We start from the raw sequence: 26,164 nt of genomic DNA on the forward strand, positions 1-26,164 counted from the left end.
TTCTCCTTCAACATTGTCTGTAGTGTTTCTATTGTAACATGGACAAAGCTCTAGAAAAACATTTTATTATTGGGGCCAGTCCCGCTCTGTGTTATCGCTTTAATGCAACGAGGGCCCGTCCCAATGTATTTGCACAACATATGATTATCATTTTGGCATCTGATTCATACAGGAAAACCACTTCTATTTCTTTGTAATTTTCTTCAGGGGACAAATTACTTTAATACTCAAAAACTATGTAAGGTTATCTAACAAAATTATGGCATGTATTCCAGATTCGTGTAACAATACATATACATTTAATGTTATAAAATTTTACATAAAATGAAGGGGGATTTATGAAAAAAATAAGAAAGGGAAAATTAATCAAATCTGTTTTTGGAGGACACGAGACATTACGTGTAGCAGCAGTTCAGGCACCCCAAATCTTCAACAATTAAAAGTCTATTGAAGTAGCTTGTAGAAGAATTAAAGAAGCAGGGTTGTCTAACTTATTTTAAAAAAATTTTAATTAAGGAGGAGAACGAATGGCTGTTAAAAAACCAACGATTGAACAATTAAAAAAAATTGCAGAGGAGTTTAATCTTACTCTCACAACTGACGAACTATCTTCATATCAAAAATTAATGGAAGGTACACTTGAATCCTATAATCGTTTAAATCAGCTTGTAGAACCAAGTCTTCCAGTAAAATATCCACGTACTCCAGGGTATCGACCAAGTGTCGAAGAAAACCCATACAATGCCTGGTATTGGAAAACTAGCATAAAAGGAAATAGTAATGGGAAATTAGCGGGGAAAACAATTGTTCTAAAAGATAATATAAGTCTAGCAGGTGTTCCTATGATGAATGGTTCAGCTATTCTAGAAGGTTTTGTTCCTGACGAAGACGCTACCATTGTAACTAGAATACTTGATGCCGGTGGAGAAATTGTAGGCAAAGCCGTTTGCGAAGATTTGTGCCTATCTGGAGGCAGCCATACTTCTGCATCAGGACCCGTCTTAAATCCACACGACCCTACTAGATCATCAGGCGGTTCCTCTAGTGGATGTGCAGTATTAGTTGCAACAGGTGAAGTTGACATGGCAATAGGGGTGACCAAGGAGGATCTATTCGGATGCCTAGCTGTTGGTCCAGTGTATACGGTCTAAAACCTACCTACGGACTTGTTCCTTACACTGGGATTTTTCCAATTGAACAGACTTTAGATCACACTGGCCCTATTGCTAGAACTGTTGAGGATGTCGCTTTGTTGCTTGAAGTGATAGCTGGTGAAGATGGCTTAGATCCAAGACAGTCGGGTTTAAAGGCGAAGCCATACACTGAATCACTTGTTGGGAATGCAAAGGATATTAAAATTGGAATTGTAACGGAAGGCTTTGGCTGGGACGGGCTGTCCGAGGAGGATGTAGATCAATTAGTAAGAGAAGCCGCCTATTCTTTGGAAAATACCGGAGCAACCGTAGAAGAAGTATCTATTCCAATGCATCGGGATGGTATTCACATTTGGAATGGGATTGGTATAGAGGGTCTTACCTCCTTAATGGTTAAAGAAAATGGCATGGGAACGAATTGGAAGGGACACTATAGCACAAAACTTCTAGATGCCTATGGGAAAGCACGCAAAATAAGGGCAAATGAATATTCAGAAACAGTTAAAATGACAATTCTACTAGGACAATATATGCAGGATCAATATAACGGGAAATATTATGCTATCGCACAAAACCTAGCTCGAAAATTAAGACAAGCGTATGATAACGCACTAAAAACATATGACGTGCTGATTATGCCTACTATACCGATGAAGGCAACAAAAATTCCTTCTTCAAATGCTTCAAGGGAAGAAATTATTAAGAGAGCTTTAGAAATGATCTATAATACTGCACCATTCAATATCACAGGACACCCAGCAATGAACGTCCCGTGTGGAAAATCTGAGGGACTGCCTGTCGGGATGATGATCATTGGAAGACATGGTGAAGATGACACTGTTTTGCGTGTTGCTCACGCCTTTCAGTCCATACATGAACGTGTTGCAACAAATGCATAAATTGTACTACTAGGATGACAGGTATACCAAAAGTTCTTGTGTAAAGTGTTGAACCGATGGATGAGAGCATGGTCATCGGTATCGCTCTCAAATGGAAGATGCAACAAGAATTGTCTATAAAGATATGAAAAAGGTGGTGGAGAGAGAGTCTTGATTAGCAATAAGTAGTTCATAATACTTTTGAACACGTGGGTTTAAAACATATTGCATTGCGTTGTTCGCTAATAATTTGATAGCAAAGGAATCCTTCAGTTATTTCAGAGAGGGAACCCAAAAGTTAATTTACTTTCGGGTCAGCCTCTCTCTTTTTATGCAGATGAATTCTGTGTGTCACGTTTAAGAAAATTTTCTTTTACAAATGGAAGGATCCAATAATCGACACCAATCTTTGCAGCATTAAATCCAGCGATTAATATAAAAATTTCTAATAATAGCATTTGAGGATTGGTGCTGGTAGTACCTGAAAACATATAAGAAAAGTTCATGATTACTCCCATCAAAGTCGCAAATGTAGTAAACAAACCTAATATTAGAGCCAATCCAACCAGAAACTCGCCCCATGGGACCAAAATATTAAAGAATTCTACATTTGGAAGAGCTACTGTTTCAATAAAATGTCCCCACCAGCCCTGAACACCAGGGTGTTCTCCAGTTGTTTGGGATAATGCCCCTTTTAGAAAACCGGAAGCATCAAAATTTCCCTCTTTGATTTTTCCCAATCCGGCTTTCAACCAGGTCCATCCAAGGTAAACTCGAATAAGTGCCAACAGGTATTTCACATGCGGATTTACTTTTAAAAACTGAATAAACAAAATATACACCCCTTTTTATCAATAATGATTATCGTTATCAATTATAAAATTTAAGGAAATTACTTCAACGGTATTTTGAACTATTTTGTAAATTAGGCAATTTAAACTACAAAATAACAATCTGTTAGCATCAAAGCAAAGGAAAATAATTCATGATAGTATTCCTTTTCATATCCAGAAAGATTCATTAGGATATAAATAGGGAGGATTGAAATTGGCTAGAGTTGAATTTGATAAACAAAAAGTAGTTCCGAAGAAATGGATTTTGGCAGGATTATTGCTTTCATTCTTTCTGATTTTTTCTAGCATTCTACTATTCTTCTATCCTTTTGCTTCACCGTTCAAAAAAGAATATTTTACCGGAAAAAACCCGATTATTTTTGAAGGCAAACAGGAAGGGAATGCTTTGATTGAAAAAAATAGCATTTATATTCCGCTTTCCCTATTAAAAAAAATAAATGATTCGATTACGTTTGACGAAAAATCAAACTCAGTGATCATCACAACAGCTGATAAAGTCGTTCAAATGCCCTCTGAATCTTTGACGTATTTTATCAATCAAAAGCCTATCAAACTCAATATGTCTCCAATAAAAACGAATAAAGGAGAACTTTATTTGTCTCTTGATACTATTTTGCCTTATTTTCCTCTTCAATACCGGATTCTCAATGAAAGCGGGGCGATTTGGATCCAAAAGGATGGTGAAACAATAAAAAAAGGCACTATCACAAACGATGATGTGCAAACAGCAAACCTCCGCCTCAGAACGGCACCAAAACTCCTAAGCCCGTATACGGCTGAGACAAAATCCAATGAAACCGTCTTTATCGAACACGAAAAAAAAGACTTCTATTTTGTGAGGAAAATGACAGGGGAAGCAGGATATATCCGAAAAGACTTTGTTAAGAAAAAAGAAACCATCACAATCAAGGTAAAACGCGAACAAAAAAAAGCAGTTTTGCCAAAAATAAATGGTCCTGTTCAATTAACGTGGGAAGCTGTTTATAAAAAAAATCCTGACACAAAACGAATTCCACCCATGCCCGGCGTCAATGTCGTGTCCCCTACATGGTTTGAGCTAGCTTCCGAAACCGGATCAGTAAAGAATCTAGGCTCTCTTGACTACGTCAAGTGGGCAAAAAAACGAAAATATCAAGTATGGGGACTGTTCTCAAATGCATTCAATCCATATCTTACAAAGGCAGCATTTAAAGATTTTGAAACAAGGCAAACCATTATACGCCAACTTCTTCATTACAGTAAAATGTATCATTTAGACGGAATCAATCTTGATATTGAGAATGTAAATGAGGAAGACGGACCATTTGTAACACAGTTTGTGAGGGAAGCAGTCCCGTATTTTCATGAAGCAGGACTAATCGTTTCAATGGATATTACGTTTATCTCTACTGGAAACTGGTCTGCATTTTATGAAAGGGACAAACTAGCAGAACTAGTCGACTATTTGATCGTAATGGCATATGATGAGCACTGGGCAAATTCCCCTGTAGCAGGGAGTGTTGCAAGCCTTCCGTGGGTAGAGAATAATCTGAAAAAGTTATTGGAGGAAGTTCCAAATGAAAAGCTCATCCTTGGAGTGCCTTTATTTACAAGACTCTGGAAAGAACAGCATCTTGAAAACGGTACGACAAAACTTACCTCCAAAGCATTATCAATGGATAAAGTGAAAGAATGGCTTAAAGCGAATAAAGTGAAGCCAAAATATGATCCAACGACAGGTCAAAATTATGCTGAATATTATTCAGAAAAAGAAAAAGCGACGTATAAAATTTGGCTTGAAGATGAGCTTTCCTTAAAAAAGCGATCGGAATTAGCAAAAAAATATAAATTGGCCGGAGTAGCGAGCTGGTCCAGATATTATGCTGATGACAAAGCATGGGCAGCATTAAATATTCATAAGCAGTCCAATGTTGTGAAAAAATGACCTTTTAAAACTTAAATTTTATCAAGAGGCTGTCTCAAAAGCTTAAGGGTCAGACCCCATAACACAATATATAGGACATAATGTCGGATAAATGTGCTATATATTGATAAATACACATGGGGTCAGACCCTTATGAGACAGCCTCTTTTATTTTATTTAAAAATTGTCTATCATTTTGGGGAGAGAAAGATTTCTCTTATGTCTCTGTGTTAGCACATCTTTTAAAAAGTTGCTTTAAAGCATTATTTTAGATGAAATAATGAAAGTTGGTTAGAATAGAATAGTAAATGTAAACGCCTTCCTTTTTTAAGGAAGCTTAAGTAAAGGAGTCATTATTATGCCGATAGAAAATCCTAGCAGAGAAGAAATAAGGGATATATTGAAAAAAGCAAAACGAATAGCAGTAGTGGGGTTAAGCGATAATCCTGAACGAACATCTTATATGGTTGCAAATGCGATGAAAAATGCTGGATATGAAATCATACCGGTCAATCCGAATGTAGATGAGGTTTTCGGTATAAAAGCAGCATCTTCCCTTAAAGACATCGAGGGGCATGTTGATATTGTAAACGTTTTTCGGCGTCCTAGATATTTGCCGGAAATTGCTAAGGAATTTATTGAAATTGACGCAGATGTGTTCTGGGCACAGTTAGGCGTGGTAAATGAAGAGGCCTATGAGTTTTTGAAAGAAAAGGGATATACTGTTATTATGGATCGCTGCATCAAAGTAGAGCATGCACTGACAAAATAATCACGAAAGTAAAGAAAGCATGAGGCTTAACTCATGCTTTTTTGCATCGAAGCTGAGGGAGGCGCCACCGCGTTTCCAAAGATTGATTTGCCAAATTGAAATAAAACGATACAATAAAGCATGGACGTTTCGGGAATATATGATAAAATACAATAAGAACACACGTTCCTATAATAAATATTTTCATGAATGAAAAGGAAAATGTGATTGTGAAACCGAATACATTTTCAGATACTCGATAACTGAGATTCATTGAAATGTGTTTGCAAGAAGTGAAAGGGGTATGTTCGTGGCAAGAAATCAGCAAGCTTTTGATTACAACGATGATGCCATACAAGTACTGGAAGGCTTAGAGGCTGTTCGAAAAAGACCGGGTATGTATATTGGAAGCACAGATGCCCGCGGTCTTCATCACTTAGTATATGAAATCGTGGATAATGCAGTCGATGAAGCTCTTGCCGGTTATGGCGATCATATCATCGTGAAAATACATAAAGATAACTCGATCAGTGTTGTTGATAAGGGGAGGGGAATGCCAACCGGAATGCATAAACTAGGCAAGCCTACCCCTGAAGTGATATTAACTGTTCTTCATGCGGGAGGTAAATTTGGACAAGGCGGATACAAGACAAGCGGCGGGCTGCACGGTGTCGGTGCATCTGTTGTAAATGCCCTGTCTGAATGGCTTGAAGTGACGATAAAAAGAGACGGTTTTGTCTACAGACAGAGATTTGAAAATGGCGGTAAACCTGTAACCACATTAGAGAAAATCGGCAAAACAAACCAAACGGGAACGACCATCCACTTTAAGCCGGATCCTAATGTTTTTTCTACGACAACATTTAACTATGAAACCTTATGTGAACGATTGCGCGAATCTGCATTTTTATTGAAGGGTTTAAAAATTGAAATTATCGATGAACGCAATGATTTTCATGATGTGTTCCACTATGAGACCGGGATCAGGGCTTTTGTTGAATATTTGAACGAAGAAAAAGATGTCCTTCATCCAGTTGTCAGCTTTGAAGGGGAACAAAATGGAATTGAAGTAGAATTTGCATTTCAATTTAATGACGGCTTCTCTGAGAATGTGCTTTCGTTTGTTAACAATGTCCGTACAAAAGATGGCGGAACCCATGAAGCAGGTTCCAAGACTGCCATGACGCGTGCTTTCAATGATTATGCTCGCAAGGTTGGTTTGTTAAAAGAAAAAGACAAAAACCTTGATGGAGCGGATATTCGCGAGGGATTGTCAGCCATCATTTCCGTTCGAATACCGGAGAATCTTTTGCAGTTTGAAGGGCAAACAAAAGGAAAGCTAGGGACAAGTGAAGCACGCTCAGCTGTTGATGCAGTTGTTTCCGAACATCTTTCCTACTTTCTTGAAGAAAATCCGGATATCAGTTCTTTGTTAATTAAAAAGGCAATCAAAGCTTATCAAGCGAGAGAGGCTGCAAGAAAAGCAAGAGAAGAAGCACGGAGCGGCAAAAAACGCAAGCGCTCTGAAGCAATGCTTTCCGGTAAACTAACCCCGGCGCAATCAAGAAATCCGCAAAAAAATGAATTGTATCTTGTTGAGGGCGATTCCGCAGGAGGATCTGCCAAGCAGGGGAGGGACCGTCGTTTTCAGGCAGTCCTGCCTCTAAGGGGAAAGGTTATTAATACAGAAAAAGCAAAGCTTCAAGATATCTTCAAAAATGAAGAAATCAACACCATTATTCATGCAATTGGAGCAGGTGTAGGTGCCGATTTTAATCTTGGGGATGTTAATTATGATAAAATCGTGATCATGACTGATGCTGATACAGATGGTGCCCATATTCAAGTATTGCTCCTTACTTTCTTTTACCGGTACATGAAGCCGCTCGTTGAAGCCGGCAAAGTGTTTATCGCTCTCCCGCCATTATATAAAGTCAGCAAGGGAACCGGAAAAAAAGAAGTGATTGAATATGCATGGAGTGATGAAGAACTCAAAGATGCGATCAAAAAAGTCGGGAAGGGCTATATGATTCAACGCTATAAAGGTTTAGGAGAAATGAATGCCGACCAGCTGTGGGAAACAACTATGAATCCGGAAACACGCACGCTTATTCGAGTCCGGATTGATGATGCTGCGCGCGCAGAACGCCGGGTAACGACCTTGATGGGCGATAAAGTTGAACCACGGCGCAAATGGATAGAAAACAATGTGGCTTTTGGCCTTGAAGATGATGAGAATATTTTAGAAAACGAAAATATTTCGGTGGCAGAGGAGGTTGCTGATTAATGTCAACGGTTGAAAAATTTCGTGACTTGCCACTTGAAGATGTGCTTGGCGACCGATTCGGGCGATACAGCAAATATATTATTCAAGAACGTGCCCTTCCGGATGCGAGAGATGGTTTAAAACCTGTACAACGGCGTATTCTGTATGCGATGCATGTTGATGGAAATACGCATGAGAAAGGATTTCGAAAATCAGCCAAGACTGTCGGAAATGTAATCGGCAATTATCATCCGCATGGTGATACATCTGTTTATGATGCAATGGTCCGCATGAGCCAGGAGTGGAAGCTTCGGAATCTCTTGATAGAAATGCATGGAAATAATGGAAGTATTGACGGCGATCCGCCGGCTGCCATGCGTTATACAGAGGCAAGGCTGTCAGCCATTGCAGCTGAACTTTTAAGAGATATTGACAAACAAACGGTTGATTTTATCCCTAATTTTGATGACACGTCAAAAGAACCGACCGTTCTTCCGGCGATGTTTCCGAATCTACTCGTAAATGGCTCTACAGGAATTTCTGCCGGTTATGCAACGGATATTCCGCCTCACCATCTTGATGAAGTGATTGACGGGGTTATTATGAGAATGGAAAATCCTGATTGTACCGTCCAGGATTTAATGACGGTCATTAAAGGTCCTGATTTTCCAACAGGTGGAATTATTCAAGGCGTTGAAGGAATTCAAAAGGCGTACGAAACTGGGAAAGGGAAGATCATTGTCCGCGGCAAAGCGGAAATTGAAAATATCCGCGGTGGAAGACAGCAAATTGTGATTACCGAAATTCCTTATGATGTAAATAAAGCCAATCTTGTTAAAAAGATCGATGAATTCCGCATGGACCGAAAAGTCGAAGGAATAGCAGAAGTACGGGACGAAACGGATCGGACAGGCTTGCGGATTGTGATTGAACTGAAAAAAGATGCTGATGCAGAAGGTGTTTTGAATTACCTTTATAAAAACAGTGATTTACAAATTCCATATAATTTCAACATGGTCGCCATACATAAAAAAAGACCGAAGCTTATGGGACTTCGAGAGCTTCTTGATGCTTATATTGAGCACCAAAAAGAAGTCGTTACGCGTAGATCAAAATATGATTTGCAAAAAGCAAAGGAACGGCAGCACATTGTAGAAGGCTTAATGAAGGCATTATCCATCCTTGATGAGGTAATCGCTGTCATTCGCGCTTCAAAAGATAAACGAGATGCCAAAGATAACTTAATGGCAAAATTTGAATTTACCGAGCCTCAGGCTGAAGCGATCGTTTCCTTACAGCTATACCGTTTGACAAATACGGATATTACTGCATTGAGAAACGAAGCGGAAGAATTGGCAAAGAAAATTGCAGAGTTAACAGCGATCCTAGAAAGTGATAAAAAACTTTCTTCTGTTATAAAAAAAGAATTAAAAGAAGTTAAAAAACGCTTCAAAGATGAACGCCGCACAAAAATTGAGGAAAAAATTGAAGAAATTAAGATTAATTTAGATGTCCTTGTTGCAAATGAGGATGTTATCGTAACTGTAACGAAGGAAGGCTATGTCAAACGTACAAGCCAGCGTTCCTATGCTGCGTCTAATGGCCAGGACTTGGCGATGAAAGATTCAGACCGCCTTCTTGCCCAGTTTTATATGAATACAACAGACGTTCTGCTCATGTTTACGAATAAAGGCAATTATTTGTATTGTCCGGTTCATGAGCTTCCAGATATTCGCTGGAAAGACCTTGGGCAGCATATTGCAAATCTCATCCAAATTGATCGGGATGAAGAAATTATCCGGGCAATACCTATTAAAGATTTTGAAATGGATTCTTATTTGTTATTTATAACGAAAAATGGGATGGTAAAGAAAACAGAATTAAAGCATTACAAAGCCCAGCGTTATTCAAGACCGCTGGTTGCAATCAATCTGAAAGAGGATGACAATGTCATTGATGTTCATTTAACAGATGGCAATAAAGAAATTTTCTTAGCTACCCATTTCGGTTACGCGGTGCGTTTTCATGAAGAAGAAGTCAATATCGTCGGAGCACGGGCAGCTGGAGTAAAAGGAATCAATTTAAAAGAAAGCGATTTCGTAGCAGCCGGAAAAATCATTGAACAGCCATTAGAGGAAGCAGTCGTGATTGCAACTCAACGAGGCGCAATTAAGAAAATGAAATTGACCGAATTTGAACCTGGATCACGCGCAAAACGAGGAGTAGTTATGCTCCGTGAATTAAAATCAAACCCTCACCGAGTGATCGGTGCAGAAGTCGTTACAAATGATGACAATGTTATCGTGCAAACGGAAAAAGGTCATCTTGAAAACATCAATATTTCAACTTTACGCGACAGTGACCGTTATTCAAATGGATCATTCCTGTTTGATGTGACGGAAACCGGAAATGCAAAAGTTCTTTGGAAACCCAAGCCAATGGTGATTCAGGAAGAAACTCCTGAAAAAAATACAGAATAATTTTTCCATATTGAAATAACAATGGGACCTACTTATAAGGGTTCGACTCCCCCAGCAATAACAATTAGTTTTATTAGTATTGTGTTGGGAGGGGTCTGACCCGTTTTTATTTTTGCAATCATAAAATTTGCGTTTATTCCTGCATTTTTTTGCCAAAAAGGGGGCACGATAACCTTATATTTGTGAAAGGGGTTATCAAAATGAAAAAAGAATTATTGTTTACATTTGCTGCTTTCTTTTTTATTTCTCTTTCAGCCATTACGGGTGCCTATGCAGTCGGTCAATCAAATAAGAGTATAACTGTTTTACAAAATAAGGTGGATGTGACTGGCGACGGCAAGAAAGACAAGGTTTCAATCATTGGCATTCCATTTGAAGAGGGGGCAAATTTTTTAAAGGAAATTTTTTTGAAAATCGATGCTTCGAATGGAAAGAAATATAAAGTGAAATTGGAAGGCGGTTACGAACCGCATATTAAATATGAAGATTTAAACCATGATAAAGTGAAAGATCTGTTTATATCAATCTCAACGGGCGGAAGCGGCGGTTTATCAAATTATTATTTGTATACTCTAAAAGATTTTCACTTAACGAACTTAACTGTTCCTGAACCTTTAGTCATGACAACCCAGTTTGAGGAAAATTATAAGGCATCTTTAGTTATTGATGAGACTGGCCAAAAGTATAATTTTGACCTCAAAGACAGGAAAGCTGATTATGATAGGCTTGGATTATATGAAAACGGAAGACTTAATGAACCAACAGAATTGATGGTTTTGCCATATGGTACGTTTAAGCCGGTTATTGTGAAAGATAATCAATATGGATTGGTTGGTGTCCAAAGGGTCAGCGGGGCTTATCATGCAGATGGAATCGCATTTGTGGAATCGACTTGGTTTTACGAAAACGGAAAATGGAACTTACTTCATGCAAAAGTATACCGCCATTAACGGGCAGTAATTCCCCCATTTATTGTGTAAAAGAATGGAAGAAGCCAAAGTGGGGGATAACTGCTGTTTGGTTCATCATACCATATGTGGGGGATATCAAGTATTCCCGCGGTGCAACATAGTACAATACTTCCGAATATAGGAGTAATACGGATTCGAATTGGATTCCAGAAGGCGGATAAAATGTAAGAAAATAATTATCATAATAATATTATGTTAACTTGAAGGGAAAGGGATGTATAATTAGTAAAGCAAAGAAAAGGTATGACAGATAAAATTTACGAAATGAACTGTATTACTAAATGAATTGGCTATTTCAGTAAGGATAAGAAAAAATCTCAAATCGGTTATTAAGTTTACCTTCACATATAAATTGAGCAGTAAATTTACATTTAAGAATTAATAAGTTTTAGGATCCATGCAAAAAATTTTATTCTGTCTCATTTTATTAAGTATACTTTCTATATGAGACCAGAATGGTTTTTTATAATTTAACTTCCGAGAATATATATTATGTAAACTAACCAATTTCCCCGAAATTTGAGGGTTTCTTCCCTCAAGTGCCCATAAAATTAATTATTCGGAACTTGTTAGTCTAAGTTCCTCATAATTTTTTGCGTCTACCAATTATCATTTTTTAAACGAATTATCACCATGTTTTATACCGATTAGCGTCGGTTGTTTATTATCAACTGGAGGTGTTTTTCAAATGTTGTTTCGACAAGCCATTGATGAATTTGTTTTGTACTTGCAAATGAAAAAAACTATTCACTTAACACCGTTGATGGTTATGCTTATGATTTGAGATGTTTCGAGAACTTCTTAATTCAACATGGTTATTCTGTACAACTCAATGACATTACAAAAACACTTGTTCGTCGTTTCATCCAGCATCAGATTACAAAAGAAAATGTCAAACCTAGAACGATCTATCGGAGAATTTCTTGCTTGAAATCGTTCAGTAAATACTGTGTCAAAGAAAATCTAATCGACAACGATTTTATGATCGGAATTGATACTCCTAAAACGGATAGTAAATTACCGACTTATATGTCCTTACTGGAACTGCAAAAGTTGTTCCGCTTTTTAGAACAAGACAATAGCCGAATGGCGATGCGAAACCATCTTCTATTTAAACTGTTAGCCACTACGGGTATGAGAAGATCTGAAATTGTTGAAATAACTTGGGAACAAATTGATTTATCTAACAACACGATACGTATATATGGGAAAGGAAAAAAAGAGCGCTTACTCCCCCTTCATCCAATGGTTGTCCCTTGTCCTAGAGATTGGTGCACTACTTTATAAAACCGCTCTGATAACATGAATTTTTATAACAAAATGACTAATATGTGTTCTCCTTATATCTTTTTAACCCTTGCTTCATTAGTCACACATGTATTGCTTCGCTGCACCACACATCACAGATGATGGAAATTCTTTAACTAATTTTTAGTTTAACAGGAGTACTTGAGTACGTTTCGTCCATCCATGTGCTCAGTTTTCTCTCATAATTATTATTCTGTATGCTTCAAACATTAAAGATATTTGCTAAGTTGATTTGTAAATCGGGATATAAAATAGAAATCAATTTATCCTCTGGACCAAATACGGATCTTTGCTGAAAATAACCATCTTTCCATCCTAGTACCTCTACCGTTCGATTGCTGGGGTCAATAATCCAGTATTCTTTTACACCATGACTTTCGTATAAATAATACTTTTGGTTTCTATCCCTAACACCGGTGCTTGCTGATAATACCTCTATCACAATGTCAGGAGCACCTTTTAATCTGTTTTTAGTAATTTTATTCGTGTCACAAACAACTAGCAAATCGGGCTGAAGAACAATTTTTGATTCATCTTCGGACTCGTTGACATCCAACTGAACATCAAATGGAGACAATATCACTTTACATCCTCGATTTTTGAAGTAAGACGCTAATTCAAGGTGCAACTCACCTACGACATATTGATGCTCGTAAGAAGGTGAAGTTAAAAGATAGGGAATACCAGCAATAAGTTCCCAATTACCTTCTTTGTTTTTAATGTCTTTATAAGAATACACTTTATCTGACTCTTCATTTCTCATATGATTTCACTCCTATATATTTATATTTTATTTAACAAAAAAGAGAAAACTTACATAGCGCACAAATGACTAATCATAAGTTTTCTCCCATTTTTATTTTCTTTATATCGTGCTTCTGCCTAGCTGGACTCGAATTTTTCTTTAATCTCTGCTACTTTCTTTAGTGGTATCTTTAATTCGTTAGAAATTTGTTCAACCGTTTTTCCTGCAACCAAAAGTTTCAGTACAGCTATCGTATCTTCTTCGACTCTGTTTAAATATCGTTCTAAACCGGAAATCAATAATTAAACCTCCCTATGCACTAGGAAATGATACATCAGAAACATTTAGACTTAGAGCATTCATTATTCTTTTACTTCTTCAGGTAGTTTGAGGTATTTATTCATGTGTCTAATATCCTCGAGGGATTTTCCGTCATTAATCATTTCTCTTAAAACTTCAATTTTCCCTTCTTGTTTAATCTCTTTCTTCTTGAATTCAGAGTAAGATAGAGCCATGATTTGTTTCTCCTTTTTAGAAATACGTAAATACAATTCTCCTACAAGAGTACATAGAATGCTTCACTCCGTATGAAGGAATTTACATAATAAAAAACGCCAGTCATCTTCCTCTTATACTGCTACTTATAATAGGGAGATCCAATTTAAATATAATGCACCTCGGATCTCTGCATTACTTATGATCACAAATGCTTATTTCTAACTGCTTGCTGATAACGCTTCGACAGCGTTTCTTCTCTCTTCTTCGCTTGATTTCGTGTATAGCCTTGTTGTATTCAAGTCGGAATGACCGGCTAAATCTGCGACTAATGAAATGGGATAACCCTTTTCGATTAAGTCATGACAAAAAGAGTGGCGAAGTACATGAGGTGTCAATCCTTCTATATTAGTTTCATCACGAAGTTTTTTAAAAAAGTCCTCCACACCCTGTACAGTGAGCGGTGTCCGTTTTTGGGAAACGAATACTGCGTCTGTATGCTGTTCACCGCGCACATCTAACCAATCTTGTATTGCTTTGATAACCTCTTTGCTAATTGTCACTCTTCGCATTTTGCCGCCTTTTCCGTTTTGTACAGTTAGTAATCCTTTATCCAATTCGATATCGTCAAGACGTTGGGAAACAACCTCACTGACGCGCAAACCTGCCTTTAACATTAGGTAACAGATGGCTTTATTGCGAATCTTTTGATTCTGTTTTTTATCTCCAATGTTTTCAATCGCTCGTAAAAAGCAGTTCTTTTCGTTACGATTTAGCCAACGCGGTTCTGCCATTGTGCCGGAATGGATTCGTTGCATTTTGATATGTTTTATCGGATTTTTCTGAATGGACTATTTCTCTTCTGCTAAATAAGAGAAATAGTTTCGAAGAGATTCAATTTTCTTATTGATCGTAATCATTGATAATCGTTTTCATTGTTTATTTTTTGCAACGTTCATGAGATATTGCTTGTAATCGCTAGTGTCAAGAGGAATGACTTCGCTTGGGTCGAAAGGTTTATCATATACGCCTTCCCACCATTGCGCGAACATTTTAACTTCGCCAATATAGGTTTTAACTGTATTTTCACGTTTGTTTAAGCGTAGCCATTCTTCGTAATCGGTTAAATAACTCAATATTTCTCCCGCCTTTCAAATTATCAAACGGTATATTTTTTTGACTTCCTTATGTTTGATTGTTTCTTGGACATTATTGATAATTTCAGATTGTTGGTTATCTAAGTACGTAAGGAAGAAATCCATTTTCTCTGTATTCTTTAGGATTTTTTACCCTACAAATTGTTGTATTCTTTAAGATTTTTATCTCGTTCCCAAAAGATAAATCTTTAAGAATTCATATTCTTTATGATTTAGAACATTAAAATAAAAGTTAGGAAAAATCCTAACTAACGAAAAGTTTATGTAAATTTATATATAAATAATCGCTACGCCTTTCTCTTAGTCCAAAAAACCCCTATACACCATACTTTTTGCATAATTTCTACTACATCGTTCTCTATGTATTTTGAACAGTCACAAAATCTATATTCACTGCCACATTTACTACATTCTGATTTTGTTACTATAAATGCAGGAGCAACTTGTAAATGTCCATTTTTAATTTCTTTGACAACCTCGGTTTCTGAGCGTAACATTTTAATTTCCACACCTACTGCTTTATTCTTCTCATCCATATATAATTCATAATCTTTTGGAGAAAGGAATCTTCTTTCAAAATGTAACATTCCTGAAGAATTTAATAGCTCTCCGAGTTTAGGTTTATCGTTAGATTCTGGAAAATTATCTGTTAAGAATTTTGCGGCTGTTTCACACCATAGACCAATTTCCGATTCCTGTGAAGGGAACCTTGACCCGCTGAAGTTGAACCATTTGATTAAATCATCTATATGTCCTGCAAAAGAAAAAACTGCTTCTTTAGTATCGTATTCGATTCCAATATTAAAAGTTATAGCTCTATCATCGTGTCTATCACGCCATGAGCAACATAACTCATGGATAACATCCAAAGTAACATTTGCATCACGTACAGCTTGACTTCCCCTGTGTAAAAACAATGGGAAATTTATTAACATATCTTCAAAAGCGATAATCTCAGTATTCGGAGGTACGTTAAGTGTTTCACCACGCTTTCTTAATTTTTTTATTATTTCTAATGTATCCGCTTCTACATACCTAACTCTAGAATTGTTTAATTCAAGCGAATTTGTAACCCTTATCTTCCTTCTAGTATTCCGTTCTGAGGTTCTTGCGTGATAGGAAAGAGCTATACGTATTCCCTCACCTTTTTCCATGTGGGTAGGTACATATTCTGAAAGCGGAGCTGTATTATTCTCTTTCACAAGAAGCTCCGGTTTAAAATCCTTCAAGTTATCTTTCCCACCAAAATATTCACCAACTAACATGTTATCCCTATAATAGTGGGAAATTAATTCTTTCCACTCTGATACAGAAATATTACCGTCCAATCTCCATATTTTAATGTACTCAGTGTCCTTTCCTGAATTACTAATATCTACATCCCAACGTTTAAGTATCTTTTCCTCATCATAAATCCTAATTGCTCCATCAAGATGAAAAGGTTCATTGGAATGCTGGTCTATCATGCTGTGTACAAACCTACAACCGTATGACGTATCACTTATACCTAAACTCGGGCGTGTAACAACCTCTTCGCACTCAAACGTTTTTCTTCCATCTTGCTCATACCACCAAAATTCAGTACTTTCTATATCTGTGAAAATTATATCTTTTTGATTGCTTTTATGGATTGAAACACCGTTTGGGATGTCATCTAGTTTCTCATTGAACAAAGGTCCCCACCAATATTGAAACTCAAATACTTCATGCAAAGAATCGGCTAAACCAACCATATCCGGATCTAGAGCAATTTTAGAGTTTAATTGACGAGACAAGCTAATTTCTTGAAATCGTTTAAGAAAAGGGGTGTTTAATGTATTTAATCTAGAAAAAGATCTCCGAAAAAAAGAACTGGCGTAAATTAATAGGCCATCTCTTTCAAATATACCGGGGGCAACCGGATTCAACTTAGACAATAAGACCAACCCGTGTTTATCATCTGTTTCAAATATTTCTGGGAATACTCTTTTTGCAATGCCTTTATCGATAACTGCAGCGGATTCAGTTGCACAGAACTTATAATCTCGGGACAAATATGGTTTCAAACGTTTCAACAATTCATTCTTGTATGGACTTATAAACTCCGTCGTCTTTTCTATATAGTACTTTTGTATTTGGCTTCCAATCAATTTACTTTCACTATCATTTTCGGGTACATAAGTTAAATTAGCGGTTCGAACCATACCGGGTTCAAAATACAAGGCGCATACAAGTGACCACGCAATAGGCTTTAGATGATCATGATTCAAAAAGGATGGAACACCCCACTTCCAGTTGTCACTATAGGCAGATTCGAGGGAACCAACAGTAAATCTCATATTATATTTGTTGACTTTGTCACTATTGATTACTCCTAGAAATTTAAGCAATTTAATCACTTCCTATAAAATAATTTCTGTATCAATTTTTCACAACATACCACTATTTCCCATTATACTAAAACGATATTGATTGTTACTCTTTAAATAAGAGTTATACATCGAATCGCCTTTATTCAATTAAACTAAAAAAGAAGAAGATCAAGTGACCCCCTTCTTGAATTTTATCATTTTTTGGCTATAAATGTAATATTTTGTATATTTTAATTGCTATCCAAAGGAATTATAAGTTTACTCAGAAAAAGATTAAGTAAACTTATTGAACAATAAATATGTTTATTTGTTTAAGTCTTCAATAGCTTTTGTTATCTCATCATATGTTTTACTGTCGATGAAAAATTGATGTCCAATTGAGGTATCAGCAAAAATATTATCTTCATTGTAGTGTTGCAAAAAGTGATATACTGCATAAGCATCAAAGGGATGATCAAAAATTTCTAGTAAATCATTTTTATTTCTTATAGGATAATAAGTTGCTTTTTTAGTTTGTAAATTCAAAATGAATGATACTCCGTTGCCAAATGTTCCTTCATATGTTGGTATACGAGTAATAATAAATTCAGCTTTTGTTCCTTGGAATTCTAGGACGAATAATTTACTAGCTGCATTCCCCTGTGAAACAAAATCTCTTAAAATAATAAATTCTTTGTAATAACTTCTAAGAATATCTTCATATAATTGAATGTCAGATTCAATTTTTTCCCAGAATACGATTTCGCATTTAGGATCATCTTTTTTATAAGAATAATCTTGCAATTCTGTCTTTGTTGCATCTGTTGTAACAATTATAAAAATATCAATAGGATTCGGAAATTCATTACAAACTTTCTCGTATTCTGCATCAATAATGTCTTTTCTCAATTTATCAATTCTTTTACACTGTATCCCTACGTTCTTACCGCCTAATATTGGTACATTTTTAAAGTAGATATCTACGCCATGTTGAGCTTCACCATCCCTCCCGTATAAGTTGCTTACTCCCATATTATATTTTCGCTCAAAGAGCGAACAAATCATTCTTTGGAAGTCTTGCCAATTTGCTGGGCGTAATAAACGTTTGTATACCATTTTTGCACACCCTTCTGTAAAAATATGTAATATTGCTATATTTCTTCAAAATCATAAAAACTAAAAGTATTCAATACGTATTTGTGAAATCCTTAGCAAATTACATTATATTAACTTTGTTTAAGTTGGTTACCGACTAGAAACCCTTCATCTTCAAGTCTTTTCATTGCACCAACTAACATTAGATATTCAGTTGCTGTTGCTTTTTCATTGTAAAGTTCGTTGTACAAATCAATTAAATGTTTAGCTACTTGGATAATAAAAGAAACATGTAATGCATATAATTTTCTAGAAATTTCTTTTTTATAAACTGGAAGAATGCTAACTGGATTAGAGCTACATGAACATTCCATTTGATACAAAGGATCTAATACCTTTCTTTCTGACACATGAGCTACTTTATTTAATTCTCCATATATTCTTCCCATATCCCAATTTACGAACCTAACATTCGGGGTTTTACCATCTTTTCGATTTCCAATAATAAATTCCTCTATTGCTGCTATTGTTTCTAATTCTTGTTTCAATAAGTTTGCAGCTTGTGCATAAAGTCCTTCAGAAATAGTTGTTTCGCATAAATCTATACCTTGTATGAAAGACGCAATGAGACTCAATCTTCCTGAGATAGATTCATTTGACTCTCCCGGCCTCAAGTTCATTTTTAATAAAAGGGAGCCAATGCAGGTGGTTGCAGATAAATGTGCATCTAGCAAAGCACCATAGTTACTTTTAGAAATTTCTCAATTTTCTTCTCTTCTTCTATTAATTTCACTGAGCAAATGAATTGCATTTATCATCTTATTTTCCATTTCTTTTGATAAATCCATTCAAGTTCACTCCATCATTCATTTCTTTTTGATAAATTGTATCATTTTCCATATTCTTTTTATCGAGAACTAATATTCAATTTATTTTAAGAAAATAACTTTGCTTAACCCACTGTAGCCTTAATGCAGTTACTCCTTCCATTATTTATTTCCTCATAAATATAGAATCAGTAATATATTACTATTAACATTCGAAAAATGTCGAAGAATGTATTTTATACTTTAAGGCGTAAATTGCTCATTTGTGATTCTCTATTTTTCCACACGCGATTAACATGGTTCTTTTATTGTTGTTAACGTCGGGGCAATCTTGAACTGTGAGGCATAAACACGTTTTATCGTACTGTTCAACGATTTTTAATTCTTTAAAACCCTTCTAATAAATATGAGTTATACATTGAATCGCCTTTATTCAATTAAACTAAAAAAGAAGAAGATCAAGTGACCTTCTTCTTGAATTTTATCATTTTTTGGACATAAATGTAATATTTTCTATATTTTTATTGCTATTCTAAGGAATTATAAGTTTACTCAGAAAAGATTATGTTGCCAATAAACTCATAGTCATTAACCTGAATCATTTAAATACATGATAATGAAAATTCACACTTCACAAATTCCTTTTCATTTGTTTGGATAGTGCGGTCCGCGGATCTTACTCGGCATGAACTGAACTCATTCTCTACTCTATACCCATTCTTCCAACGAAAAAACGCCATTTCTTTCAAAGTCGTGAAGAATGGCCGGAGGTAACAGTTCTCGCGATTGTTCTTTAGTTGACCAGCGAAAATCGATATGTTCTTGCGAAAGAAAAACCTCATGATGATCGCTTTTGCATAAGTATGTAAGAATGACAACTTGTCGCGTTGCGTGCGTTTGAAACGTCGTCGCATACAAAATCCGCTCCACCGTCACATCCAATCCAACTTCTTCTTGGATTTCTCGCAACAGCGCCGTTTCTAAATCTTCTCCAAAGCGTATTTGCCCTCCGACTAACTCCCACGTTCCGCTGCCCACTTCATCATCATGAGCACGTTGTACCGTTAACACCTTGCCTTTGTGTAAAATAAACCCTTTCAAAACTACAACAATTTCATTTAAACTTGTCATTTCAAGCACCTTTCCTCATTATGAATATAACACGGTTGCTTTCGCTCGATTAACGAATTAAGAAGAATCGCTTTTATGGTTGTTAAAGCCAATTATAAAAAATGAATATATACCTGCATATTAAAAAGAGCAGCTATATTGTGTTTCCATAAATCTCTACCTTTTACTTGCTTTTTAGAAAACTTCCCCAAATCAATCCGACTGCAGCGGTTGGAGTAACAACAAAAAATAAAACCCTTCAGAAGAAATAAACAAAAGAACTGAGCTCATCAATAGCGGGAGTAGTATTATATTCAAAAATGTCTCCCTTTCTTAAGTTGGTTGATTTTGTTTCCTTGATTATAATTTTACTTAAATGGATGCTTTATTGCATTTCTTAAAATGACAATCATTTGAGTTCTTTCAGGTTTTCGCTTTCCATCAGCTGTTTCAGGGGAGTTAAATGATAATCATAAAGATGTTTTTCGTTTATGAGTCATACAAAACTGATACGCTACGTGATGTATAACGTGACATTTTACAAACTAATTTCATTTTTGTATCCATAGAATAATCTAAATGTTCTAGTAAAATATATCAAGATAAGTTTGGAATATTTGGTATTTGTTTTATATGTATGCATCTACGTCTTTTGCAACACGTTCCTATATTGAAAAAGGACAGCCTTAATTTGGACTGTCCTTTTCGCTTTGGCCGCAGTAAAGTTACGGCTTGTAGTTAATGCCTATTCCAAACAAAATCATTCCCATACAAGAAACGATTAGGATGAAGTGAAGGATGCCGCCTAAATATGAGTAGAATCTATCTTCTTTTATGAGGCCAAGCAAGCATATGAGCATTCCGAACAATGAAATCCAAATGTAACTGATATCAAAAACAGGGATCTCCGCTATAATTTGTACATTTAACAAAATAAGCAAAAATATAGCCACCAATGTATTTAGTATATTGATTCTTACCATTCTCATTTTCGACTATTCCCCCTTTGCTATGGCAAATTGATTTGACCAAATCGAATCACGTTGACTTCCTTCATTTTTTCTAGAGACAAGACATCTTTGGCGGTTCCTGTCATAGCGATTCCATAAATCTTCAATTCTTTATGTTTTTTTATCCATTTTAGTCGATCAGCGATCTTTAAGTCTTTATATTCCGTTAGTTGTGTTGCCCATTTTTCGTTTTTGCTCAATAGCTCGAGCCCTTTGACTACTTCTTCGTAATCAGTAAACGAGCGATTGAATACAGAATCCACATGCACTTTTTTATAAGGAAAACCTATAGCCGGTGTTCGAATAAAATCTAAATCATTCCTCATCTGTTCCTCTACACCTGTGTCTAACGCAAGCCATGTCATATTATATCCTTTGAATTTTTCATTTATTTCTTTTAAGGAATAGGACCGATCCAAGGAAATATAGATTTCAACCGGCCAATCGCTCGGGAGAGATTCAATTTTTGTTCGTTCGTCAGGTAAAAAGTATTTGGCTTTCGGATGAATAAAGTTGATTCCAATTTGATGAACCGAATACCCAATCGCTCGATAATTCGATTCTTTAGCAAACACATCATTTAAAAATAGTTTGTAAGTATCCTTGCCTATATAACTTTTTTTATCATCAATCAATTTATATTTATTTGTCGTGACAGTCATGGTAAAAGGCTTGATCTCATCATCCACCGTATCGTAATCTACATGCACATTTGGCGCTGTCATTTCACTCACCGTTCGAATGGTTTGAATAAATTCATTCCCTCTGTTATGCTCTCGCCCCCAGCCGTAATAAACAAAAGTAAACATAGTCAATAAGGGAACAATCGTGAGTATAAACGATACAACAAGCAGCGTATTTCTAAAAAAAAATTTTTGTTGCGCTTTTTTTATCATTTTGTCAATATCAGCTTCCCTCATGCCTTCATCATGAATGGTTTCATTGAGAAATTCATTGTATACGTCAAAGCTTTCTAGAAGCTCCTCTATTTTCTGTTCTTCCTCTTTGCTTAGTGTGCCATTTTGATATTTCTGCAATAATTGTTTTAACTCGTCTTTTCTCATCCTTTCACCTCATTGCGTAATCGTTTTTCTAATTCCCGCCTACCCCGAAACACAAGGCTTTTTAAATAAGGGAGTTTTACGTTTAACAACTCCGCCGCTTCTTTGTAGCTAAATCCTTTTAAATCGACGAGCATAATGGCTTTTTGTTGCAGTTCTTTCATGTTGGACAAATGTTTATAAATCAACTCCAGCTCATATTTTTGCAAAAACGCGTTTTCCGTTTCTAATAATGGATCTAGCTTTAACGACGCAAAGAAATCATCCACTTGTACAAGCTGCATCTTTTTTGCTTTTCTGCAGTGGTCGATGAAGGTATTATAAGCGATCCGGTAAAGCCATGACTTTATTTGCACTACCTCGTTTATGCTGCTTACATGTAAATAAACTTTGTAAAATGTTTCCTGCAATAAATCCTCCGCTAAATGATAATCATTGGTTAATCCGTATAGATAGCGAAAAAGGGATTTCGAATATAAGCAAATAAGTATATCGAATTCAAACTTATTGGCAATGGTTTCCACCCTCCTTCCGCTATAAAAGACGCATAAAAAACAAAAATGTTTCTGTTTTTCCAAAATTTTTTATGAAACATATGCATTAATTAGAAAGATCATCGGACATCATTTTGAAACAGCGTCCATACATACTTTAATTACTTCTATATAAAGCGGCTATCGCTAGACTTTTATGATAGCCCTCTTGGACACTGGATAAGGTTATTTTTTATTAGTGAAGCGATCAAATGAAGAGGATTTTGATTCGTATGAAATGAGGAGCGTATTCGAGGGAGCAAGCATGTTTTGCAGAATTTTAAGCTTACTTATGTCTGTTTTTCAATCTAAACTTATCTACATTTGTGGCTCACTTTTAATATCTAAGACTTAATTAAAAAAAACAGGTATGCCAGTTCGGCATACCTTAATCATGATGTTTACTCAGAAAAGGTTAATTGCGATTTCTAAATCTTTTTACCCTAAATAACTTCTTGAGTTGTTCATTTTTTTCGCTTTCACCCATCTTTGCGCGAGATTCGGGCTAAGTTCATAACTTCTTAGTCACCAATGTTTTATTTCCAACTTCTAATACTTCTTTAACTACTCGCAGTTTAAATTCTTTTAAACGTTTTCTCCGTGTTATGTATATCAAAAGCCCCCTTCATTGGTTATTTCGATGATAAAAACAACTTTTTCAAGTGTCCAAATTCATTAGGTGGACTAATGAGCTATCAGTTTAACTTTTGATAATCTCTCAATAATATAAACTACTCTTTATTATTACTAGGTTTATCCTTAGCGACATTAATAATAATAGTTTCAATCCTTTTTCCATCTATTATGTAATAATTTTCAAAACCCTTTCCTTGGTCTCTTTTTCGTCCATCAAAAATTATGGCTACCCCAATACAACAATTTTTTTTCTTCATATAAGCAACTGTTTGACTAATGGCATTCTTTGCATAGGTAGATGGATAGCCTGCTCCGCAAATTTTTAACTCTATAACAACTTTAATTCCCGGAGGAATTATTAGAAAAATGTCCATCCGACCTTCTCCAATAATTACCTCATCTAGAACTTCAATATCTTTGTGAAGGTGAGATCGTAAAAAAAGAAGTAACAAACGTTGTGCCACATTCTCTGGTTTTGATACCCATTTGTCCTTTGAGTTTTTAGTTGTCCAAAATTCTGATTTGTGATGGGCTTCAATTAAGTTTTTAAAATCAGATAAGATTTTTAAAATTTCCTCGCGAATTGTTTCAATCTCTGTTTTTAATTGTCTATGTAAAAAGTTTTCGACTGATATTGATTTATCTTTTGGTAAACTTGGATTTGTCATTACTTTTTCGATCATTCGTTGACTAGCCTGTATCAACGCAACTTTAGTTTTTTGGTCATTTGGAGAAAGTTTTAAAGCAACTTGATAGGATTTATAGGCATTATGATATTGTTCTAATTGTTCTTCAATTTGACCTCTTATATACCATGAGGCAAAGTTTTGATCGTCTACTTCTGTCCAATGTTTAGCGTACTTTAGAGCATCCTCCTTCTTTTTTAATCTAACCGCTAAATTAATAAGCTTCGGGTACAAATCAAGTAAAGAAGACTTTATTTTAAATGCTTCCTGTAAATATTGATATGATTTGTCTTCTCTTCCTAGATTTATCATGATTTTACTATATAGCTGTAATATTATGCTATAAGTATCTGGATATGACTTCAAATTATACTTTTTTGCTTTATCCAGCCATTCAAGGGCTTGTTCAGGATAATCTTTTGCTACTTTTATTGCCAGAATTAGATGGAACATAATAAGTAAATGTTCATCCTGATAATTAGCAAGCTTATTCTCAATTTCTTTTATTTTTATATCTGGTATGTCATCATTTTGAAGTAACATTAATAGTTGTTCATGTATTATATCATCAGTAGTAATACCCCTTTGTTTCTTAATAGTGGATAGCTTCTTTTTCCAATTTTCTGCTTCTTCAAACTTACCTTGTTCTCGACAGATTATCTCTAAGAAAGCAATCGTTGCTTCTTTCTCTTTCTCTATTCCCACTATTGAACGACGATACTCATAACTATCTAAAAATGCTTTTTCTGCTTCAGAAAAACGCTTTAATTCATACTCCAACTTACCGGTATGAAAAGATAAATAACCTAATATGCGATATAATCCTAAACTTTCTCCTTTTTCATTTAATTGGCGCTTTACTTCTTCTGATAAATCAGCTAGTAATCGTAAGGCTTTCTTTGGCTCTATCTGTTCTAGTACTTGAAAAATCCTCATATATGAACGAATGGCATCATTTATTTTTTCGCTACTTATCCATAAATCACCAGCAGTTTTATAAGCTTCTATTGCTTCTTCTTGCTTGTCTTGATCCTTAAGAAGTGAACCTATATTATAATAAGCCCATGCTTTACTGGAAGAATCTATGTTTTCACTATTTGAAAATGCTTGATAATAGTAATATTCTGCAGCTTCAAATAGTTTTTGATCGGCTAATGCATTACCTAATGCTAAAGTGGCATTAAAGTGGTCAATTTCCGACAAATGCTCGTTTTTACTTAATAAGTAACGAGCATCATCCTCAGCTAGTCGATGACGATTTGTTAAAGTAGCTAGTTCTACTCGATGTAAAGCAAGTTTAAGTTGGATATCTTCTGATAGTTTTGTTCGGTTAATTCCAAAAGCTGCTTCTACCCATTCAGAGGGGATCGTTTGGCTAAAATAGAGATTGAGGTAATTCTCTTTTTTAAGAAACGTGTTTACCGCTTCCTCGTGCTGTCCAATTTTAATAAGAGTGTTAATTGTTTCTGCAGTTTGTTTCATTGTTTCATACGCCTTAGACGAGAGTCTTTCAATAATATTTGAAAGAATATCGTGACCGGTTTCTTCATCAAGAGTATCTATTAAAGTCTTTGATTTACCTAGTATCCCACTTTCAACCGCCATTTCTAATTTTATTTCATAATCAGAATTTGATATTTTTTCATAATGATATCCGTGCTTAGCTAAATGACTCAATATATCTTTAATTTTTTCATCTGAAGATCGTTCTGTCTTGATTTCCGTAAACTCTTGATATTTTTTCATTAATAACTGAATGTCATGTACATCTTTCTCTTTATCTTTTTTACCATTGATTGTAACCATAACTAGCTTGTCTTTTGTTTCAAAAGAAATAATACAAATGGGCTGCGCTTCCTTAAGTATTTTGTATCTAAGAGTCATAAATAACCACCTATTTATAACTGAGTGTTG

General features: G+C 35.5%; 22 protein-coding genes. 8 read left to right on the forward strand and 14 right to left on the reverse strand.

What is annotated here, in order from left to right; all coding sequences use genetic code 11:
- Nucleotides 1-527: 527 nt before the first annotated feature.
- Together BMMGA3_RS18345 and BMMGA3_RS18350 are read left to right on the forward strand one after the other, a co-directional pair.
- On the forward strand, nt 528-1,151 hold the full coding sequence (locus BMMGA3_RS18345; protein WP_259674484.1) for an amidase family protein: 624 nt from the start codon (nt 528-530) through the stop codon (nt 1,149-1,151).
- Nucleotides 1,118-2,053, forward strand: coding sequence for an amidase family protein (locus tag BMMGA3_RS18350; RefSeq protein ID WP_259674485.1), 936 nt, complete (start codon nt 1,118-1,120; stop codon nt 2,051-2,053). Before BMMGA3_RS18345 ends, BMMGA3_RS18350 begins: the two co-directional genes overlap by 34 nt.
- Before the next feature lie 308 nt (nt 2,054-2,361).
- Here BMMGA3_RS18350 and BMMGA3_RS07440 read toward each other — a convergent pair whose 3' ends face one another.
- Nucleotides 2,362-2,865: a DoxX family protein gene (locus BMMGA3_RS07440; RefSeq protein ID WP_004433844.1), complete on the reverse strand. Its 504-nt coding sequence runs from the start codon at nt 2,863-2,865 to the stop codon at nt 2,362-2,364.
- A 214-nt stretch (nt 2,866-3,079) separates the two neighbouring features.
- Between BMMGA3_RS07440 and BMMGA3_RS07445 the strand changes: the two genes are divergently transcribed.
- From BMMGA3_RS07445 to BMMGA3_RS17250, 6 genes are all read left to right on the forward strand, one after another.
- Nucleotides 3,080-4,810: a glycosyl hydrolase family 18 protein gene (locus BMMGA3_RS07445; RefSeq protein WP_004433846.1), complete on the forward strand. Its 1,731-nt coding sequence runs from the start codon at nt 3,080-3,082 to the stop codon at nt 4,808-4,810.
- Between the two features lie 337 nt (nt 4,811-5,147).
- Nucleotides 5,148-5,561, forward strand: a complete 414-nt coding sequence (locus tag BMMGA3_RS07450; protein ID WP_004433848.1) for a CoA-binding protein — start codon at nt 5,148-5,150, stop codon at nt 5,559-5,561.
- A 289-nt stretch (nt 5,562-5,850) separates the two neighbouring features.
- Entirely contained in the window at nt 5,851-7,827 is a 1,977-nt protein-coding gene (parE, locus tag BMMGA3_RS07455) for a DNA topoisomerase IV subunit B (RefSeq protein WP_004433850.1), read from the forward strand.
- The gene (gene parC / locus BMMGA3_RS07460) at nt 7,827-10,286 is read left to right on the forward strand and encodes a DNA topoisomerase IV subunit A (protein ID WP_004433852.1); all 2,460 of its coding nucleotides are present in this window, start codon (nt 7,827-7,829) and stop codon (nt 10,284-10,286) included. The genes parE and parC overlap by 1 nt, the downstream gene beginning before the upstream one ends.
- A 200-nt stretch (nt 10,287-10,486) precedes the next feature.
- Nucleotides 10,487-11,236: a hypothetical protein gene (locus tag BMMGA3_RS07465; RefSeq protein WP_034669201.1), complete on the forward strand. Its 750-nt coding sequence runs from the start codon at nt 10,487-10,489 to the stop codon at nt 11,234-11,236.
- An 801-nt stretch (nt 11,237-12,037) separates the two neighbouring features.
- Complete coding sequence (locus BMMGA3_RS17250) at nt 12,038-12,544, forward strand: tyrosine-type recombinase/integrase (protein WP_259674486.1); 507 nt, start codon at nt 12,038-12,040, stop codon at nt 12,542-12,544.
- A gap of 223 nt (nt 12,545-12,767) precedes the next feature.
- On the opposite strand, the gene BMMGA3_RS07475 is transcribed toward BMMGA3_RS17250, so the two are convergent.
- The 13 genes from BMMGA3_RS07475 to BMMGA3_RS07520 form a co-directional block, all read right to left on the reverse strand.
- Nucleotides 12,768-13,328, reverse strand: coding sequence for a Uma2 family endonuclease (locus BMMGA3_RS07475; protein ID WP_004433858.1), 561 nt, complete (start codon nt 13,326-13,328; stop codon nt 12,768-12,770).
- Between the two features lie 119 nt (nt 13,329-13,447).
- Nucleotides 13,448-13,609 (reverse strand): hypothetical protein, encoded by a 162-nt coding sequence (locus tag BMMGA3_RS17860; protein WP_004433860.1) that lies wholly within the window; start codon nt 13,607-13,609, stop codon nt 13,448-13,450.
- Nucleotides 13,610-13,672: 63 nt separating this feature from the next.
- Nucleotides 13,673-13,825, reverse strand: a complete 153-nt coding sequence (locus tag BMMGA3_RS17865) for a hypothetical protein (RefSeq protein ID WP_004433862.1) — start codon at nt 13,823-13,825, stop codon at nt 13,673-13,675.
- A 201-nt stretch (nt 13,826-14,026) separates the two neighbouring features.
- Nucleotides 14,027-14,599, reverse strand: a complete 573-nt coding sequence (locus BMMGA3_RS07480) for a tyrosine-type recombinase/integrase (protein WP_185762562.1) — start codon at nt 14,597-14,599, stop codon at nt 14,027-14,029.
- Nucleotides 14,600-14,737: 138 nt separating this feature from the next.
- Nucleotides 14,738-14,941 carry a hypothetical protein gene (locus BMMGA3_RS16775; RefSeq protein WP_004433865.1) on the reverse strand — a complete coding sequence of 68 codons (204 nt, stop codon included), beginning with the start codon at nt 14,939-14,941 and terminating at the stop codon, nt 14,738-14,740.
- A gap of 308 nt (nt 14,942-15,249) precedes the next feature.
- On the reverse strand, nt 15,250-17,211 hold the full coding sequence (locus tag BMMGA3_RS07485; protein ID WP_155815526.1) for a hypothetical protein: 1,962 nt from the start codon (nt 17,209-17,211) through the stop codon (nt 15,250-15,252).
- A 405-nt stretch (nt 17,212-17,616) separates the two neighbouring features.
- Nucleotides 17,617-18,408, reverse strand: a complete 792-nt coding sequence (locus tag BMMGA3_RS07490; protein WP_038502151.1) for a hypothetical protein — start codon at nt 18,406-18,408, stop codon at nt 17,617-17,619.
- 110 nt (nt 18,409-18,518) lie between these two features.
- Nucleotides 18,519-19,022 carry a hypothetical protein gene (locus BMMGA3_RS07495; RefSeq protein ID WP_004433870.1) on the reverse strand — a complete coding sequence of 168 codons (504 nt, stop codon included), beginning with the start codon at nt 19,020-19,022 and terminating at the stop codon, nt 18,519-18,521.
- 900 nt (nt 19,023-19,922) lie between these two features.
- Nucleotides 19,923-20,345 carry an NUDIX hydrolase gene (locus BMMGA3_RS07500; protein WP_004433871.1) on the reverse strand — a complete coding sequence of 141 codons (423 nt, stop codon included), beginning with the start codon at nt 20,343-20,345 and terminating at the stop codon, nt 19,923-19,925.
- 704 nt (nt 20,346-21,049) lie between these two features.
- Entirely contained in the window at nt 21,050-21,313 is a 264-nt protein-coding gene (locus tag BMMGA3_RS07505; protein ID WP_004433873.1) for a hypothetical protein, read from the reverse strand.
- A 20-nt stretch (nt 21,314-21,333) separates the two neighbouring features.
- A complete protein-coding gene (locus BMMGA3_RS07510) occupies nt 21,334-22,398 on the reverse strand; it encodes an anti-sigma factor (protein ID WP_038502154.1) in 1,065 nt (354 codons plus the stop codon).
- Nucleotides 22,395-22,919, reverse strand: a complete 525-nt coding sequence (locus BMMGA3_RS07515) for a sigma-70 family RNA polymerase sigma factor (protein ID WP_004433875.1) — start codon at nt 22,917-22,919, stop codon at nt 22,395-22,397. The genes BMMGA3_RS07510 and BMMGA3_RS07515 overlap by 4 nt, the downstream gene beginning before the upstream one ends.
- 740 nt (nt 22,920-23,659) lie before the next feature.
- A complete protein-coding gene (locus BMMGA3_RS07520) occupies nt 23,660-26,134 on the reverse strand; it encodes a tetratricopeptide repeat protein (RefSeq protein WP_004433876.1) in 2,475 nt (824 codons plus the stop codon).
- Between the last annotated feature and the right edge of the window lie 30 nt (nt 26,135-26,164).

The sequence above is a fragment of the Bacillus methanolicus MGA3 genome (assembly GCF_000724485.1).
Lineage (GTDB): Bacteria > Bacillota > Bacilli > Bacillales > Cytobacillaceae > Bacillus_Z > Bacillus_Z methanolicus_A.

Excerpts from the sequence above, each read along its gene's own strand:
- BMMGA3_RS07500 (WP_004433871.1), bottom strand. The coding sequence starts at position 20,345 with ATGACAAGTTTAAATGAAATTGTTGTAGTTTTGAAAGGGTTTATTTTA.
- BMMGA3_RS07520 (WP_004433876.1), bottom strand. The coding sequence starts at position 26,134 with ATGACTCTTAGATACAAAATACTTAAGGAAGCGCAGCCCATTTGTATT.
- BMMGA3_RS07505 (WP_004433873.1), bottom strand. The coding sequence starts at position 21,313 with ATGAGAATGGTAAGAATCAATATACTAAATACATTGGTGGCTATATTT.
- BMMGA3_RS07475 (WP_004433858.1), bottom strand. The coding sequence starts at position 13,328 with ATGAGAAATGAAGAGTCAGATAAAGTGTATTCTTATAAAGACATTAAA.
- BMMGA3_RS18350 (WP_259674485.1), top strand. The coding sequence starts at position 1,118 with ATGCCTAGCTGTTGGTCCAGTGTATACGGTCTAAAACCTACCTACGGA.
- parC (WP_004433852.1), top strand. The coding sequence starts at position 7,827 with ATGTCAACGGTTGAAAAATTTCGTGACTTGCCACTTGAAGATGTGCTT.
- BMMGA3_RS17865 (WP_004433862.1), bottom strand. The coding sequence starts at position 13,825 with ATGGCTCTATCTTACTCTGAATTCAAGAAGAAAGAGATTAAACAAGAA.
- BMMGA3_RS07465 (WP_034669201.1), top strand. The coding sequence starts at position 10,487 with ATGAAAAAAGAATTATTGTTTACATTTGCTGCTTTCTTTTTTATTTCT.
- BMMGA3_RS07450 (WP_004433848.1), top strand. The coding sequence starts at position 5,148 with ATGCCGATAGAAAATCCTAGCAGAGAAGAAATAAGGGATATATTGAAA.
- BMMGA3_RS18345 (WP_259674484.1), top strand. The coding sequence starts at position 528 with ATGGCTGTTAAAAAACCAACGATTGAACAATTAAAAAAAATTGCAGAG.
- BMMGA3_RS07480 (WP_185762562.1), bottom strand. The coding sequence starts at position 14,599 with ATGGCAGAACCGCGTTGGCTAAATCGTAACGAAAAGAACTGCTTTTTA.
- BMMGA3_RS07490 (WP_038502151.1), bottom strand. The coding sequence starts at position 18,408 with ATGGTATACAAACGTTTATTACGCCCAGCAAATTGGCAAGACTTCCAA.
- BMMGA3_RS07510 (WP_038502154.1), bottom strand. The coding sequence starts at position 22,398 with ATGAGAAAAGACGAGTTAAAACAATTATTGCAGAAATATCAAAATGGC.